A 14,815-nucleotide genomic window follows, 5' to 3' on the forward strand; every position below is an offset into this window, starting at 1 on the left:
TGCCGGCCTGTTGGGCTCAGGGCGAGCGGTTGACGGGCCGGGCGCCACCGTAGCGGATTGCGGGACCTGTACCGTCGTGGACTACTCTTGAAGAGTTCTTCAATTCACTAGTTTCCGTGGAGTGCGGTCATCGGGGAGGAGACCCGGATGGGCAGACCCGTGTTCGCCGAGGCACTGCTGGAGCGGGTGCGTCAGGCGCGAGCGGCGTTGGAAGCGGCGCTGGAGGCCGAGGACGCCTATGCCGTGGCGGTGGCCGAGGACGAGCTGGACGACGCGGTGCGGGTGGCGCGGGAGCTTGGGGTTGGTGTCGAGACCGACGCGACGGAAGCGGGAGAGGGGTGACCGGGATGCCTGTTCCGCTCTATGAGGCGAAGGCCGAATTCTTCCGGATGCTCGGTCATCCGGTGCGTATCCGGGTGCTGGAGCTGCTGCAGGACGGACCGAAGCCGGTGCGGGATCTGCTGGCGGCGATCGAGGTCGAGCCGTCGAACCTGTCGCAGCAGCTGGCCGTGTTGCGCCGCTCGGGAATCGTGACTGCGACGCGGTCCGGTTCGACGGTGGTCTACGCGCTGGCGGGCGGCGATGTCGCGGAGTTGCTTGCCGCCGCGCGGCGGATCCTGGCCGTGTTGCTGACGGGTCGGCAGGACCTGCTGGACGAACTGCGGGCGGCGGAGGCGGCACGGTGACCGGCACTGGCGGGCGGCAAGGTCGTCCTCGTACGGTTCCGGATTCCTTCGTGGCACACGCACCGCATCCCGACACAGCAGGGAGCTGACGCAGTGAGCAAGACAGAGAAGGACAGCTTGGGATCGAACGACGAGAGCTGGAAGGAGCGCAATCTCAAGCTGCGCGTTTTCGTCTACATCTTCGGCACCCACATCATCGCCGGGTTCGTGATGCTCTTGTTCTATCTGGGGCAGCACGCCGATAAGTAGCGGCGGGCCCTTCCGGACACGAGGCATGCGCTCAGCACGGATCGGCTGCCGGAGCCGGCGATGTGTACGTACGAAGAGGGGACGCCGGAAGTGATCACGTACGGGGAGAGCTGTCGTGAGCGCCGCGCCTTCCGAGCCGCCTTCCCCCGTGTCACGGATCAGGCACTGCCCGCGATCCGGCCGGTCGATCACATCATGAACAAAGGCGACATCATCGTCCGCACGCACGGCGGGTCGGAGCTGCTGGGGCATGCGCTGCTGTCCGAGGTGGTGGCCTACGAGGCCGACGAGATCGACCTGGAGACGCGGACCGGATGGAGTGTCGTGGTCACCGGCACGGCGACGCGGGTGACGGACGCCCAGGAACTCGCCCGGTACCAGAAGCAGCTCACACCGTGGATCGACGCCCGAATGGAGCAGGTGGTGCGCATCCGGCCGGAGATCGTCAGCGGCTATCGCCTGGTGCGAGCCGGGAGCTCCGGGCCGCCGCAGTGAACGCCGGCGTCGGCCGGGGCGCCCAACGGCACCAGCGACAGCCGCTCTCCGACGAGCGGCGGACAGGGCGAGGGGACTGCCGAGTCCGCCGGTCAACGGCCGCCGGCTAGGACGGCGGGTTCCCCGCTCCCTGGCTGGTCTGAAGATCGGCGAGCAGCTCGGCCTGGCCGGCCAGCACCCCGGACAGAATGGTGCGCGCCACCCGGAGGAGTTCCGTGACGTGCGGACTGGTCAGCGAGTAGTACACCGTGGAGCCCTCCTTGCGGGTCACGACCAGGTTGGCCCGCCGCAACACGGCCAGCTGTTGGGACAGGTGCGCGGGCTCGATGCCCACCTCGGGCAGCATCTCCGCGACCGCGTGCTCGCGTTCGCTCAGCAGCTCCAGGACGCGGATACGCGCTGGGTGACCGAGGGTCTTGAAGAACTCGGCCTTCAATTGGTACAGCGGCGTACTCATCGCGCCGCCCCCTTCCCGGCCCAGCAGCACGGCCCCACCGGCCGGACTTCGGCGCATCGCATCCACCCACTCATCAAGAACATGCGGCCTATCCTCGCGTGCGGCACCGGCCAGACCGAATCCGCGCCGAGGAACCGGCCGCGAAGCACTGCGGTGACCATCTGTTTCCCGCGTCCCCTGAAGCGGCGTATGGCGTCCGGGCTCCGGTGTCCGCGGCGGCGGTCGATGGTCATGGCAGTGAGCTTCCCTGCGGGGGTTGCCGATGACGGGCTGCGGTTCGGTCAGAGGGGGAGGGTGATCCAGATGCTCTTGCCCTGGCCGTCGGCGTCGCCGCGGATGATCGCGCTGCCTGCCTGAGCGAAGGTGAGTTCCATGACGGTGGCCAAGCCGCTGGTCCCGGCGCTGTTGGCCAGCTCGGACAGCGGCGGCTGGTAGGGGTGTCGGTCATGAACGGCGAAAGCCAGGTGGTCCGCGCTCGCCGCGTAGATCACCGTGAGCTGCGGGGAGAGCTCGGCGGCATGCCGGACACTGTTGGTGACCAGCTCACTGACGATCAGCAGGGCCGGGCCCACCACGGGGTGGCGCAGACCGATCCCCCACTCGACCAGGGCCTGCTCGGCCGTCTCGCGGGCGCTGCGGACGGCGGCGGGTTCGCTGGGCAGCGTGAGCACATGCCGGTGGGGCAGGGCTTGGAGCTGTGTGAACATCACGCCTCCGCTCGGGCGAGGCGGAAGCCCGTCACCGTCTTGGGGTGGATACGCAGCAGGGTGTCGTGCGGGCCATGGATCCAGCCGATGAGAGAGCGCCGGTGGTGGGCGGCCTCGTCGGGGTCGGCGATCACTTCGGCGGGGCCGGAGACGGTGACCGTCCAGCCGGTGCCGGGCACGGCGCCGATCTCTTCCGCGTGATACGTCACCGTCGCGGGCACCGCGGCGGCGGGGACGGGCGTACGGACGACCAGACGGCCGTACTCCCACGCGTGGCGGGCGGGCCGCACCACGGTCAGGTCTCGCTGCACATACACCAGCCGCCCCAGTGTGCTGCCCTCCAGCAGCCACAGGGCCTCCGCACCGGAGATCTCGACCATACGGAGGGGAACAGGAGGAGTGCTCATCGCGCGGCTTCCTCGCCGGAGGTCCGGGGTTCGGGGGCGGAAAGGGCGGGAAGGGCAGGCAGGACGCCGACGCGCTCCAGGTGGTCGCGGGCGCCGCGGATCGCCTCGGGGGTGGTGGCGTACTCCCGGCCTTCGTACCGCAGCAGGTCGAGAGCGCCGACGGAGTCGAGAACCTGGAGCTGCCCGGGGCGTATCCCGGAGGCGAGGACGAGGATGCCGCGCCGCTCCAGCTTCTCCACAGCGTCCTTGAGGACGAGGGCCCCGGTCGCGTCCATCGTCGACACCCGCGACATGCGCAGGATCACCACGCGCACGTCGGCCACCTCGGTCAGCTCCAGCAGGAAGCGGTGGGCGGCGGCGAAGAACAGCGGGCCGTCGATGCGGTAGGCGACGATGTGCTCCGCCAGCAGGGCGTGCTCTTCCGCACTGTGGTCGCCCCGGTCAAGGGGCACCTGGTCGAAGCGTGCCTGATTGGCGACGGCACGCAGCGCGAGGGCACCCGCGACGGCCAAGCCGATGACGACGGCGTACACGAGGTCCAGGGCAAGGGTCGCGACGGCCGTCAGGACGAGGATCAACGCGTCCGAACGGGTCGCCTTCACCATCGCCCGCAGCGAACCGACCTCGACCATGCGGATCGCCGTGGCCAGCAGCACGCCCGCCAGCGCCGCGAGCGGAATCTTGGAGACGAGGGGCGCGGCGGCGAAGACGATCACAGCGAGGATTGCGGCGTGGGTGAGCGCGGCGAGCCGGGAGGTCGCCCCGGTGCGGACGTTGACCGCGGTGCGGGCGATCGCGCCGGTCGCGGGAACCCCGCCGAACAGCGGGGCGGCTATGTTGGCCAGCCCCTGGCCGAACAGCTCACGGTCCGGGTCGTGCTGCTGACCGACCGTCATGCCGTCGGCAACCGAGGCCGACAGCAGGGACTCCAGGGCGGCCAGCGCGGCGACCGCCACCGCGGGAGCGAGCAGCGTGCCCAACGAGCCGAGGTCGAGGAAGGAGAGAGACGGCACAGGCAGCCCGGACGGCAGATCGCCGATCGGCTTCGCCGCGTCCAGATGAGCGGCCTGCGCCACAACGGTGGCGGCTACCACCGCGACGATGGAGAACGGCACGGTCGGGCGCCACCGGGCGCCGACGAGCATGACCACGGCCACCGCGGCGGCGAAGCCGACGGCTGTCCAGTTCGGGGCCTCGCCGAACTCCCGGAACGCCCGCCACGTGACGACGAGCACCCGGTCCCCCTCCGGCTTGGGCACGCCGAGCGCGTTCGGGACCTGCTGCAAGCCGATCACGCAGGCGATGCCCAGAGTGAAACCCTCGACGACCGGCGCGGGCACATACTGCATATAGCGCCCGGCCTTCAGCGCGGCCAGGGCGACAAGCATCGCACCGGCCATCAGACCGACCGTGAGAACGCCGGCCGGCCCGTACTCGCCGACGATCGGCACGAGAACCACTGTCATCGCACCGGTCGGCCCCGACACCTGAAGGTTCGACCCGCCGAACAACGCCGCCAGCGCCCCCGCGACAACAGCGGTCGCCAGTCCCGCCTCCGCGCCCAGCCCGGACGAGACCCCGAAGCCGAGGGCGAGCGGCAGCGCCACGATCGCCACGGTCAGCCCGGCCAACAGGTCCCGCCGGGGGTTGCGCCCCACCTCCACCAGGTCGACACGGGCAGGCAGCAGCGATGCGATCCGGGCCCACACCCGGCCGAGTCCCGAGGTCATCACGCGGCGACCCCGGCTTTCCTCAGCCCGGCCGGCAGCCCCAGCCTGCGGAAGAACTCGGCCTTGGCCTGGTACAGCGGAACGGACACAACCCCTCGGCTTCCCCTACGAGCCCCACCTCGGGGGGCGGACACGAAACGCTGTGCCCGCAGGGACGGGACGACGGACACAGCCAAGACAGCATCTAACCAATTGCGAAATTTTGCAATTCCGCATGTTACGGATGCCTCAACAGGCGGTTCCGGTCTTGGCGCTGCCGAGCTCGCCTGTTCAGCCGTCGCCCGTGCTGCGTGGAGCCCGCGGGGGCGCCTCGTCAGTGTCTGCTGTCTCCCGGCGCGTCCGGCTCAGCCATCCGGCTCAGCCGTCCAGGTCGGGCATCCGTTCGAGTTCGGTCACCGCATACTCGATCCGGACTTCGTCGGCCAGTTTCAGCGCGCCCAGGAACGCTGTGTACGGCTTGATCCCCCAGGTGGATTGGGTGATGGTTCCCCACCCGCACACCATTCCGTTCCCATCGCTGCCACCGTGCACGGTCGCTGGGTGTGTCCGGCCCTTGATGGTGAGGTCGCCGGTGATCTCGAACGACTGAAGCGTTCCCGTGATGCCGGTGGAACGGAAGACGATGGTGGGGTGCCGCGAGGTGTGCAGCAGAGCCTCGCCTTCCAGCGTCCTTTTGATCTGGGCCCGGTCGGTGTCGGCGATTGGTTTGAGCCCGCCGACCCCCTCCCGGACGGTCAGCGAACCCGTCTCGACCTCCACGGTCACCGATGACTTCCCAGGATCGTCGGCGACGACCACCGCCTTCCCGGCCCATCGGGTGGCCTCGATGGTGAGGTCGTGACCCGCCTTCCGGCCGAGGCCGACGCGGCTGGTCTTGATCAGCAGGCGGCCGGCCGACGGCCCGAAGCCATACACTCCATTACTCAACGTCACGGACTTGACTGTACGTGACAAATGGGCCTTCCAGTGGGCGCTCTTCAGGTAGCCGTCGGGGCGCCGCTCAGTCGTCCGGGTCCGGGTCAGCCACTGAGAGGCGGCCCCAGCCGGGCCATCCACACACGCAGCGGCGACACCACCGGGGCTCCGGCGTCGGCCGGGCCTGCGCGATCCGGCGGACTTCGGCGGTGGTGTCGGCCGGACAGACCTCGGGCTATGACGGTCGCCCGCCGAACTGCCAGTTGTGCACCTCAATGTCGGCGTACCGGTCCGGGGTCAGGATGGCGCGGGCCGTGTCCGGGTCCGGCGCCCGGACCAGCGCCGCCGTGCCGAGCCAGGTGGCGCCGTCGTCGGACAGCAGTGGTCCGTAGGCGATCAGCTCGTCCCGGTCGGGCGGCACAGCGAGGTCGGCGGCCTGCCCCGCGCCGAGGCCGAGCACCAGATATCGATTGCCGCCGGTCCGGCCGCCGGGAAAGTCCCACATGGTGCGCCCCAGGGTGTTGCGCCACCTTCGCAGCAGCACATCCCGGTAGACGCCGGCCTGGTAGTTCGGCTCGTCGAAGGCGAACGCGCGGGCAGCGGCGGGATCGGGCAGGTCCACGATGTGCACGCTTCCGGTGACGGTGGGTGTGTCGCCGTCGTCGGCGAGGGTCGGGCCCCGGGCGATCATCTCCTTTGCGTACTGGTCCATATAGGACCAATGCTCTTCCAGTAGCTCGTCGCGGAGCGGCAGGGAGCCGGGCCGGTCGCGGTGGTAACAGAGGAATTCCATGCCCATAGGGTCTCGTCAAGGACGTGACCAGGGCGAGCGAGTTTCACCTCGCCGTCGGTCATCACATCGCAGTCCACGGTGACCGGCCCGGCTGCGGGGAGTTCAACGGTCTTGTGGTGCTCCTGGTGGGCGGCCAGGGCGGCCGGCGTCCGTGGCGGCTCCACCCGATCAGCCGCCGGTCCGCGGCGAGGGCGTGGTGGCCCGCCGCCGCTCCAGGCGCACGATGTAGTCCACCGGGCAAGGTCGGCAAGCTCTTCGCGGCGCAGCCCGGCCGCGCGGCGTGTCGGACTCACCGGCAGATCCGCAACCCTGCAGCCCGGTGGCCCGGCCCGCGGCGCGATCGAGGTGGCACTGCTGTTCCTACCGCCGAGGGGGCTTTGGCCGGCGCCCGCAGGTGGCCGAACCATGGATGTATGACCACCATATTCATCTCCGGAGCCAACAAGGGTCTCGGCCGCGAGACCGCCCGCCGCCTCATCGAGCTCGGCCACACCGTGCTCGTCGGCGCCCGCGCCCCGGAGCGGGGCGCGGAGGCCGCCGCCGCGCTCGGAACGCGGTTCGTCCCAAGGCGGCGCTGACCATGTTGACCACCCAATACGCCAAGGCTCTGCCGGACATCCGGATCAATGCCGCCGACCCCGGCTACACCGCCACCGATCTCACCGGCGACAGCGGCACGCAGACCGTCACCGAGGGTACGGACGCGATCGTCGCCCTCGCCACTGAGAAGCCCGGCGCGGGCTCCGCCGCTTCGTCGACCGACACGGCGACATCGCCTGGTCCTGAACCCGGCCGTCAACCGCGGTCGCCCATCTGCCGCGCGACGGAGTCGGGCCGTCAGCGCGCGCGGTGAGCGCTCTGCCGTTGACATAGCGGTGCGAGACGCGCCCCATGGTGTGCCACGATCGCGACATGACCGACCCTCATTCCCTGCCGCCCGGTACTCCACCCGCACGCGCGAGCCGCGCATCGGCCATGCCTGCGCTGGCGGCTCTCTTGGACCGCTCGGTCGAGCAGATCGCGGATGCCGCGGCGGACGTCCGCCGCTACGACCGGGAAGCGATTCGTGCGGCATCGGATGTGTGGGACAACAACCTCTTTCCGCTGTTCTGGGCCGCGAGCACGGCCAGCGCCGACAAGCGCGAGCGCCGGGCTCTGACCGCGTTGGAGTGGATGGCCGGTCTTGGCGAGCGGCGGCGGAGGTGGATGACCGAGCAGGCCGCAATCGCGGGGTACGAACTTGAACCGCTCCTGCCGCCGGCCAAGCCGGACACACCGGGCCGTGACTACCGCGGAGACGTCATGACACCGGCATGCCGGCTCACCCAGCCGACAGTGGATGACCTGGTCCCCGACTACGACCTGGCGACGGCGGCCGTCCGCCACCTTCGAGTGGAGCGCGCCGGGACTCGCTTGACCGCCTTCCTCCAGTTGGTCGCTCCCCGCAGGTACGCAGTCGACGAGAGCATGCCCGCGCAACCTGCCCTGCTGAACGTGGCGCTGGAGGGCGTCACCGACGCCGTCTTCGACCTCTCCGCCACCCGGGGAGCGGCCCTGGACCCCGGCGCGGGCAGGATTGAGATATCTCTGGGCACGGGCGGCCGGCTCCGCGCCGCAAGCGGCGAGTACCGCCTTGACGACCGCTCATGGCATCTGTCGGCCGCCGGCCGACGCGCCGACGCGGTCACCCCGCCCCGCACCGGCCAGTCGGACCGCCTACTTCCACCGCCCGCCGGAGACCTGGGGGCCGACGCCCGGGCCGCCGCGATCCTGCTGCGCCACGCCATGTGGGAGCTCCGCTCGGTGCGTTACGCCGCCCGTGCCGATCGTGTCCCGGTGCTCGATCTGTGCCGGGCTTTCGCAGGAGCGGGTGAAGCGATCCTTGCCGCGGGGTCGCGACGCGGCGCCGCCCGCCGCGAGGCAGCCTTCCGTGACGTGATCCGCACCTGGGCCGACCGGAGCGGCCCGGCTCTCACCCGCTGGATCGCCGCCATTCTCAAGGAGCGCGCCGACCGCCCGGACATCATCGAGATGCCCCGGTCTCCCGAACGGACGCCCCCCTCCCTCGCCGACGGCTCACCCGTGTTCGGCACGCCCGCGCAGGCAGCTCTCGTCATGGCCGCCTGGACGGCGGCGCACACCAACTACCGCACAGAGCGTCCGGCCGCCGCGGAACTCCAACTCGCCCTGCCGCCCCGCCGCGACGAGCCCCCCTCATCGCCCTGGCGGCTACGTACCGTCAGCTGCGCCGAGCCCGACGCCTTCCGCCTTCACACCGACGCCTTCCAGGGCCCCGGCCAACTCACCCAAACAGGGAGGCCCACTGCCGCCTGCAGCCTCGACCTGCACCACGGAGCCATGCGCGTCGCCGCCCCAGATGGCTGGAGCGCATCAGTCAGCTGACGGTTGCGCGGTGCCGGCACTGTCCCGAGGACGATGCGGGCCGTCATGGCGAATCCCGTCCCTTCACCGGGCGGCGCCGGTCGACGGACAGTGCGGGTGGGGCAGGCCGCGGGTTACGCCGTCGCCCGTGCCGCCCGGGGCGGGGCGGGCACGTGCCGCTGCCGGTCCAGTTCGTCATAGCGTGCCCGCATCGGCGCACTGGCCGCCGGGCCGGCGGTGAACACGTACGCGTCGCTGTCGTCGAGGCGCTTGCCGGTGCGCGCGTCCACCACCACCGGTTCGGCCTCGTCACCGGTCGCGGCGTCCACGAGGATCATCGAGCGGTCCTCGGGGGCCAGGTGCTGGTTGCCCCAGGCGGCCAGGGCGACGATCACGGGGCGCAGGGAGCGGCCGCGCTCGGTGAGCACGTACTCGTGGCGGGCCGGGTTGGTCTGGTAGGGCCGCCGCTCCAGCAGGCCGTCGGCAACCAGGGTCTTGAGCCGGGTGGTGAGCATGCTGGTGGAGATGCCCAGGCTCTGCTGGAACTGATCGAAGCGCGTGTAGCCGTCGAAGGCGTCGTGGAGGATCAGCAGCGTCCACCACTCCCCCACGTGCTCCACCGTCGTCGACAGCGGACACTCACGATCCTCCAGCCGGATCCGGCTCGGCATGGCATCCTCCCGAGTTACTGCTAAAGTAGAAGTTACTGGCTTCTATTTTAGCAGTTGCTGGTGCCGCGGCCCTGCGTGCCCGCGCGGGACACCCCCGCCCCTGGGTCCAGCGCCGATGCCCCCTCCCCGGCCGGCGCGCTCGGGCCACCGTCAACCCGACCCTTCAGGAGAGACAGCCATGACCGCCATCCCCCGCCCCATCGACCTCACCGACGTGCCCGAGGTCGTCACCCGCCACCTGCACGCCCACGACACGCACGACATCCCCGCTGTCGCCGCCACCCTCACGCCTGAGGCGAGCATCACCGACGACGGCCACACCTACGAGGGAATCGACGCCATCACCGGCTGGCTGGAGCAGATCCGCACCGAGTTCACCTACACCACAACGCCCGTCGCGGCCGAGCACACCGGAGTCGGTCAGTACACCGTCACCCAGCACCTCGAGGGCGACTTCCCCGGCGGCAGCGTTGATCTGCGCTACCGCTTCACCCTCGACGAGGGCCTGATCCGCCGCCTCGTCATCGCCCCCTGACGGCCCGCCCGGCCCGCCACCCCAGCGCCACACCGTTCACGAGGCACCCATGAAAACCTGGTTCATCACCGGCGGCACCCCCGGCGGATTCGGCATGGCCTACGCCGAGGCCGCCCTGGCGGCCGGCGACAACGTCGTACTCACCGCCCGCCGCCCGCACCTGCTCGACGACTGGGCGAGCCGCCACGGCGACAACGCGCTCGTCCTGCCGCTGGACGTCACCGACACCCAGCGGATCCGCGACGCCGTGGCCACCGCGGAGGAGCGCTTCGGCCGCATCGACGTCCTGGTCAACAACGCCGGCCGCGGCTGGTACGGCTCGGTGGAGGGCATGCCCGACGCCGACGTGCGGCGCTCCTTCGAGCTGAACTTCTTCTCCGTCACCGCGATCCTGCGCGCCGTACTGCCGGGTATGCGCGCCCGCCACAGCGGATGGATCATCAACATGTCCTCGGTCGCCGGCCTCAAAAGCGTGCCCGGCTTCGGCTACTACAGCGCCGCCAAGCACGCTCTCGAAGGCCTCACCGACGCGCTGCGCGAGGAAGTGGAGCCGTTCGGCATCCATGTGCTGGCCGTCGAACCCGGCGCCTTCCGCACCCGCGCCTACGCGAGCTTCGCCGACGAGCCGGTGGCCGAGACCGTCGATGCCTACCTGCCGTTCCTCGAGACCGTCCGCACCGCCATGATCGGCCAGGACGGCAGGCAGCCGGGAGATCCCGCCCGCGGCGTCCGGGCCGTCATGAACGCCATGCGGCAGCAGACCCCTCCCCGCCGGATCGTCCTCGGCGCCGCCGGCTACGACGCCGTCCACGGTCGGCTCGAAGACATGCTCGCCGAGGTACGCGCTTACGAAGCCGAGTCACGCGGCGCCGACTTCCCTCCCGACCCCGCACCGTAACCGCGGCATCCAGGGCAGCCCGCCCGGCTGATCACCCTCGGCAACAGGTCCGGCCACTGACACGCCGTGGTGTGCGGGCGCCCGATACGGTGCCCACACACCATCCGCCACTCGACACTGACGAACACCGCGCCGAAACACGCCCCAGGCACCATCTCGTTCCGCCCGAACAACCCTCGATCCCTGGAGGATCCGTGCCCACCGCCGATGAGCTGATCAGCCCTGACAGCATCCGCCAGCTCGCCGCCATCCTCCAGGACACCTCGCCCTCCACCGCTCGCTGGCAGACCGTCGCGGACAGCTCCACCACGCTCGGCTCGCTCGGACTCAGCGAACGGGCGCGCACCGTGGGCGACGCGCTGCTGGCCGACTCCGGCCTCGACTACCCGCACCTGGCGGGCGCCGTACGCAAGGCCCTGCGACGCGAGGACCTGACAGGCTGGATGATCTGGCCCGTCACCGAAGCCGTCGCCACGGCGGCCACCGTATCCGGCACCACCGAGCACTTCGACGACGGCCTCGCTCTGCTGGCGCAGCTCACCCCGCGTCTGACCGGCGAGTTCGCACTGCGCACCTTCTTGAACACCGACCTGGCACGCACCCTGGCCACAGCATCGGCGTGGACCGGCTCCCCCGACCCCGCGGTTCGCCGACTGGCCAGCGAGGGGACCCGCCCCAAACTGCCCTGGGCCCGACAGGTCCCCGAACTCAACCGCAACCCCCGAGCCACCGTCCCCCTGCTGGGGGAACTGCACACCGACACCTCCGCAGACGTACGCCGCTCGGTGGCCAACCACCTCAACGACATCTCGCGCCTCGACTCCCACCTCGCCGCCGAGACGGCCGCGCGATGGATGGACCACCCGGCGGCGTCCACCACGCCCGCCCTGGTACGCCACGCCATGCGTACCCTCGTCAAGAAAGGCGACCCGAAAGCCCTGGAACTGGTCGGCTTCCACGGCAGCCGCGAAAGCCTCCAGGTGACCGGCCCGCTGCTGGCCGACACCGCCATCCCCGTCGGCGGCACCCTCACCTTCACCGCACACATCAAGAACGTCTCCGACCAGCCCGTCTCCCTGGCCATCGACTACGTCATCCACCACAAGAAGGCGAACGGAAAGCTGGCGCCCAAGGTGTTCAAACTCACCAAGCGCAATCTGGCCCCTGGGGAATCCGCCGACCTGGTACGCCGCCACTCTTTCCGCCCCATCAGCACCCGGGTCTACTACCCCGGAACCCACGCCGTGCAGCTCCAGGTCAATGGCCAGCAGCACGGCCTGGTGGAGTTCGGCCTCGGAGAAACCGACGCCAAGTAGCGCTGTTCGAGGCGGAGGGTTGATTGCCTCCCGAGCCCCCCGCTGCACAGCCGTCGCGTGACGTTCGCCGTGAGCTCCCGGAAACATTGCGTTCATGACAAGGGGAATTCGACGGTAACAACTGCTTTCTAGCGTGATCGGCCGTGGGATCCGAGTCGTATACAGGGCCGCCGGAACGACTCATGACAGCCCGTCGAGACTCCCCGTTCTGCCGATGACGCCACGCGGGGCTCTCCACTGCATCGCAGCACCGGCGCCCAGCACCATCGGGAGGCGCGACATGAGCACCACCGAGTCACCGTTGAAGACAACAGGCACGACGATGACCACCACTGATCAAGCGGTCAAGGAGACACTGGAGGACTACACCCTCCGTTTCGCTCCCCGCAGTTACCGCCGCTGGACCCCGATGGTCGTGGCCACCACCGCACTCGGCGGCATCGCCTACATGGCCGACTTCTCCATCGGCGCCGGCATCGGTCTGGCGCACGGCACGGGCAACGCATTGGTGGCAATCGCCGTAGCCGCTGCGGTCATCTTCATCACCGGCTTCCCGCTCGCCTACTACGGCGCCCGCTACAACATCGACCTGGACCTGATCACGCGCGGTTCCGGCTTCGGCTACTACGGCTCCGTGCTGACCAGTGTCATCTTCGCCAGCTTCACCTTCATCTTCTTCGCCCTCGAAGGCTCGATCATGGCTCAGGGCCTCAAGCTCGGCCTCGGGCTCCCGCTGTGGCTGGGCTATCTGGTCTCCACTCTCATGGTCATCCCCCTGGTGATCTACGGCATGAAGGCCCTGAGCAAGCTCCAGGTGTGGACCACCCCGATCTGGCTGCTGCTCATGGTCGGACCGCTGGTCTATCTGGTCATCACCGACCCCGGCACGGTCGACCGCTTCCTGGCCTACACCGGCACGGACGGCGACGGTGGCGTCAACACCGCCTCCGTACTCCTCGGTGCGGGCGTGTGTCTCTCGCTCATCGCGCAGATCGGTGAGCAGATCGACTACCTGCGTTTCATGCCGCCCAAGACCGAGGCGAACAAGCGGGGTTGGTGGGCCGCCGTGATCATGGCGGGCCCCGGCTGGGTGGTGCTCGGCGCGCTGAAGCAGGCCATCGGCGTCTTCCTCGCCGTATACATCCTCGCCAAGGTCGGCCCGGCCGCCGCGACCGAGCCGATCCAGCAGTTCCGTGGAGCGTTCGACGCGATGATGCCGTCCTGGATGGTCGTCCCGCTGGCCGTGGCCCTGGTGGTCATCAGCCAGATCAAGATCAACGTGACGAACGCGTACTCCGGTTCGCTGGCGTGGACGAACTCCTTCACCCGGGTCACCAAGCACTATCCGGGCCGCATGGTCTTCGTCCTGGTCAATCTGGGCTTCGCGCTCGCCCTGATGGAAGCCGACATGTTCAGCTTCCTCAACGACATCCTGGGCTTCTACTCCAACTGCGCCATCGCCTGGGTCGTCACCGTCGCCACCGACATCGGGGTCAACAAGTACCTGCTGAAGATCTCCCCGCTCCAGCCGGAGTTCCGCCGCGGCATGCTGTACGCCGTCAACCCGGTCGGCGTCGTGGCGTTCGTCGCCGCCTCGGGATTGTCGATCGCCATGTACTTCCACCTCCTCGGCGACACCCTCCAGCCGTACTCCCCGGTCGCCGCCGCGGTGATCGCCTTCGTCCTCACCCCGCTGATGGCGATCACCACCAAGGGCAGGTACTACCTGCGCCGCACCGACGACGGCATCGCCGAGCCTCTCCTGGACGCCGACGGCAACCCGAGCGCACTCACCCTCGACTGCCACGTCTGCCACCAGCCCTACGAGCGCCCCGACCTGACCGCCTGCGCCACCCACGGCGCGGTCGTCTGCTCGCTGTGCCTGAGCACGGACAAGGTCGGGGATCACGTGCTGCCGACCACCACGTAGCGATCCCCGCCCTGTGCCCGGCGCCATCACCGTCTGCCGCAGGCGGTGCTTCTACCTCACGGCCGGCCAACCCGTAGGTGTCGTCGTTCGGCCAGCTCCTCCGCGCTGACCACGGTCAGAACCGGGGTACCCGGCGGCGCGAACATGGTCACCACCAGCTGCGACCGCGCGTCCGGAAGGTTGTTGGCGCCCTGGTAGTGGATCACGTCGCCCCCGGGCTCGAACAGGGCTTCACCGGCCTTGATCACCCGGGGCGGCTGCCCCTCCAGCTCGAAGAGGATCTCGCCCTCGGTCACATAGCCGAAGAGCGGCCCGGGGTGCCGGTGCGGCGGCGCGCCGGGGTCACCGGGCGGCAGGGTGACCCGGATGGTCCTGGCCTCGGCGCCGGCCGGGATCCGGGCCGTCGCCTCCGGCAGGGTCGTGATGACCTCAACGCCTGGGGGCAGGTGTGCGTGCTCAGCGCTCATGTACTTCTCCCAACAGGAACTGTCGCAAGGAAGGACCGGACGGCCTCCCCGTTTGTGACAGCCCTGCGTGGCGCACCGGCCCGGGCCCGCCTGGGCGGCCTGCTCGAGAGCGGGGGGCGTCCGGGAGTGGCGCGGATACCGATGGAGGGGAGGCCACCGGCCTCCCCTCCTGGATAC

17 protein-coding genes and 1 pseudogene are annotated in these 14,815 nt (G+C 69.9%); 10 read left to right on the forward strand and 8 right to left on the reverse strand.

What is annotated here, in order from left to right:
• Positions 1 to 147: 147 nt before the first annotated feature.
• From ACH4U7_RS40230 to ACH4U7_RS40245, 4 genes are all read left to right on the forward strand, one after another.
• Positions 148 to 342, forward strand: a complete 195-nt coding sequence (locus ACH4U7_RS40230; protein WP_398532731.1) for a hypothetical protein — start codon at positions 148 to 150, stop codon at positions 340 to 342.
• Between the two features lie 5 nt (positions 343 to 347).
• The gene (locus ACH4U7_RS40235) at positions 348 to 686 is read left to right on the forward strand and encodes an ArsR/SmtB family transcription factor (RefSeq protein ID WP_398532732.1); all 339 of its coding nucleotides are present in this window, start codon (positions 348 to 350) and stop codon (positions 684 to 686) included.
• Positions 687 to 779: 93 nt separating this feature from the next.
• Positions 780 to 935 (forward strand): DUF6126 family protein, encoded by a 156-nt coding sequence (locus ACH4U7_RS40240; RefSeq protein WP_398532733.1) that lies wholly within the window; start codon positions 780 to 782, stop codon positions 933 to 935.
• Between the two features lie 60 nt (positions 936 to 995).
• On the forward strand, positions 996 to 1,430 hold the full coding sequence (locus tag ACH4U7_RS40245) for a pyridoxamine 5'-phosphate oxidase family protein (protein ID WP_398532734.1): 435 nt from the start codon (positions 996 to 998) through the stop codon (positions 1,428 to 1,430).
• A gap of 106 nt (positions 1,431 to 1,536) precedes the next feature.
• On the opposite strand, the gene ACH4U7_RS40250 is transcribed toward ACH4U7_RS40245, so the two are convergent.
• The 6 genes from ACH4U7_RS40250 to ACH4U7_RS40275 form a co-directional block, all read right to left on the reverse strand.
• Positions 1,537 to 1,887 (reverse strand): ArsR/SmtB family transcription factor, encoded by a 351-nt coding sequence (locus tag ACH4U7_RS40250; protein WP_398532735.1) that lies wholly within the window; start codon positions 1,885 to 1,887, stop codon positions 1,537 to 1,539.
• Positions 1,888 to 2,168: 281 nt separating this feature from the next.
• On the reverse strand, positions 2,169 to 2,594 hold the full coding sequence (locus tag ACH4U7_RS40255) for an ATP-binding protein (protein ID WP_398532736.1): 426 nt from the start codon (positions 2,592 to 2,594) through the stop codon (positions 2,169 to 2,171).
• Positions 2,594 to 3,001, reverse strand: a complete 408-nt coding sequence (locus ACH4U7_RS40260; RefSeq protein ID WP_398532737.1) for a pyridoxamine 5'-phosphate oxidase family protein — start codon at positions 2,999 to 3,001, stop codon at positions 2,594 to 2,596. Before ACH4U7_RS40260 ends, ACH4U7_RS40255 begins: the two co-directional genes overlap by 1 nt.
• A complete protein-coding gene (locus tag ACH4U7_RS40265) occupies positions 2,998 to 4,731 on the reverse strand; it encodes a SulP family inorganic anion transporter (RefSeq protein WP_398532738.1) in 1,734 nt (577 codons plus the stop codon). The genes ACH4U7_RS40260 and ACH4U7_RS40265 overlap by 4 nt, the downstream gene beginning before the upstream one ends.
• A 357-nt stretch (positions 4,732 to 5,088) precedes the next feature.
• Positions 5,089 to 5,664, reverse strand: a complete 576-nt coding sequence (locus ACH4U7_RS40270; RefSeq protein WP_398532739.1) for a YceI family protein — start codon at positions 5,662 to 5,664, stop codon at positions 5,089 to 5,091.
• 217 nt (positions 5,665 to 5,881) lie between these two features.
• Entirely contained in the window at positions 5,882 to 6,439 is a 558-nt protein-coding gene (locus ACH4U7_RS40275) for a YciI family protein (protein ID WP_398532740.1), read from the reverse strand.
• Positions 6,440 to 6,852: 413 nt separating this feature from the next.
• Here ACH4U7_RS40275 and ACH4U7_RS40280 point away from each other — a divergent pair.
• Together ACH4U7_RS40280 and ACH4U7_RS40285 are read left to right on the forward strand one after the other, a co-directional pair.
• A pseudogene (locus tag ACH4U7_RS40280) lies at positions 6,853 to 7,225 on the forward strand (SDR family NAD(P)-dependent oxidoreductase).
• Between the two features lie 126 nt (positions 7,226 to 7,351).
• Positions 7,352 to 8,842: a hypothetical protein gene (locus ACH4U7_RS40285; protein ID WP_398532741.1), complete on the forward strand. Its 1,491-nt coding sequence runs from the start codon at positions 7,352 to 7,354 to the stop codon at positions 8,840 to 8,842.
• Between the two features lie 113 nt (positions 8,843 to 8,955).
• Here the strand turns inward: ACH4U7_RS40285 and ACH4U7_RS40290 are convergent, their stop codons facing one another.
• Positions 8,956 to 9,492, reverse strand: a complete 537-nt coding sequence (locus ACH4U7_RS40290) for a winged helix-turn-helix transcriptional regulator (protein WP_398532742.1) — start codon at positions 9,490 to 9,492, stop codon at positions 8,956 to 8,958.
• Between the two features lie 178 nt (positions 9,493 to 9,670).
• On the opposite strand from ACH4U7_RS40290, the gene ACH4U7_RS40295 reads away from it, so the two are divergent.
• The 4 genes from ACH4U7_RS40295 (at position 9,671) to ACH4U7_RS40310 (ending at position 14,171) form a co-directional block, all read left to right on the forward strand.
• Positions 9,671 to 10,027: a nuclear transport factor 2 family protein gene (locus ACH4U7_RS40295; RefSeq protein ID WP_398532743.1), complete on the forward strand. Its 357-nt coding sequence runs from the start codon at positions 9,671 to 9,673 to the stop codon at positions 10,025 to 10,027.
• A gap of 49 nt (positions 10,028 to 10,076) precedes the next feature.
• Complete coding sequence (locus ACH4U7_RS40300) at positions 10,077 to 10,925, forward strand: SDR family NAD(P)-dependent oxidoreductase (protein WP_398532744.1); 849 nt, start codon at positions 10,077 to 10,079, stop codon at positions 10,923 to 10,925.
• A 194-nt stretch (positions 10,926 to 11,119) separates the two neighbouring features.
• Positions 11,120 to 12,241 carry a DNA alkylation repair protein gene (locus tag ACH4U7_RS40305; RefSeq protein WP_398532745.1) on the forward strand — a complete coding sequence of 374 codons (1,122 nt, stop codon included), beginning with the start codon at positions 11,120 to 11,122 and terminating at the stop codon, positions 12,239 to 12,241.
• Positions 12,242 to 12,521: 280 nt separating this feature from the next.
• Complete coding sequence (locus ACH4U7_RS40310) at positions 12,522 to 14,171, forward strand: allantoin permease (protein ID WP_398532746.1); 1,650 nt, start codon at positions 12,522 to 12,524, stop codon at positions 14,169 to 14,171.
• 56 nt (positions 14,172 to 14,227) lie between these two features.
• On the opposite strand, the gene ACH4U7_RS40315 is transcribed toward ACH4U7_RS40310, so the two are convergent.
• Positions 14,228 to 14,638, reverse strand: a complete 411-nt coding sequence (locus ACH4U7_RS40315; protein ID WP_398532747.1) for a cupin domain-containing protein — start codon at positions 14,636 to 14,638, stop codon at positions 14,228 to 14,230.
• Positions 14,639 to 14,815 lie beyond the last annotated feature (177 nt).

This window comes from Streptomyces sp. NPDC020845 (genome assembly GCF_044334165.1).
GTDB lineage: Bacteria > Actinomycetota > Actinomycetes > Streptomycetales > Streptomycetaceae > Streptomyces.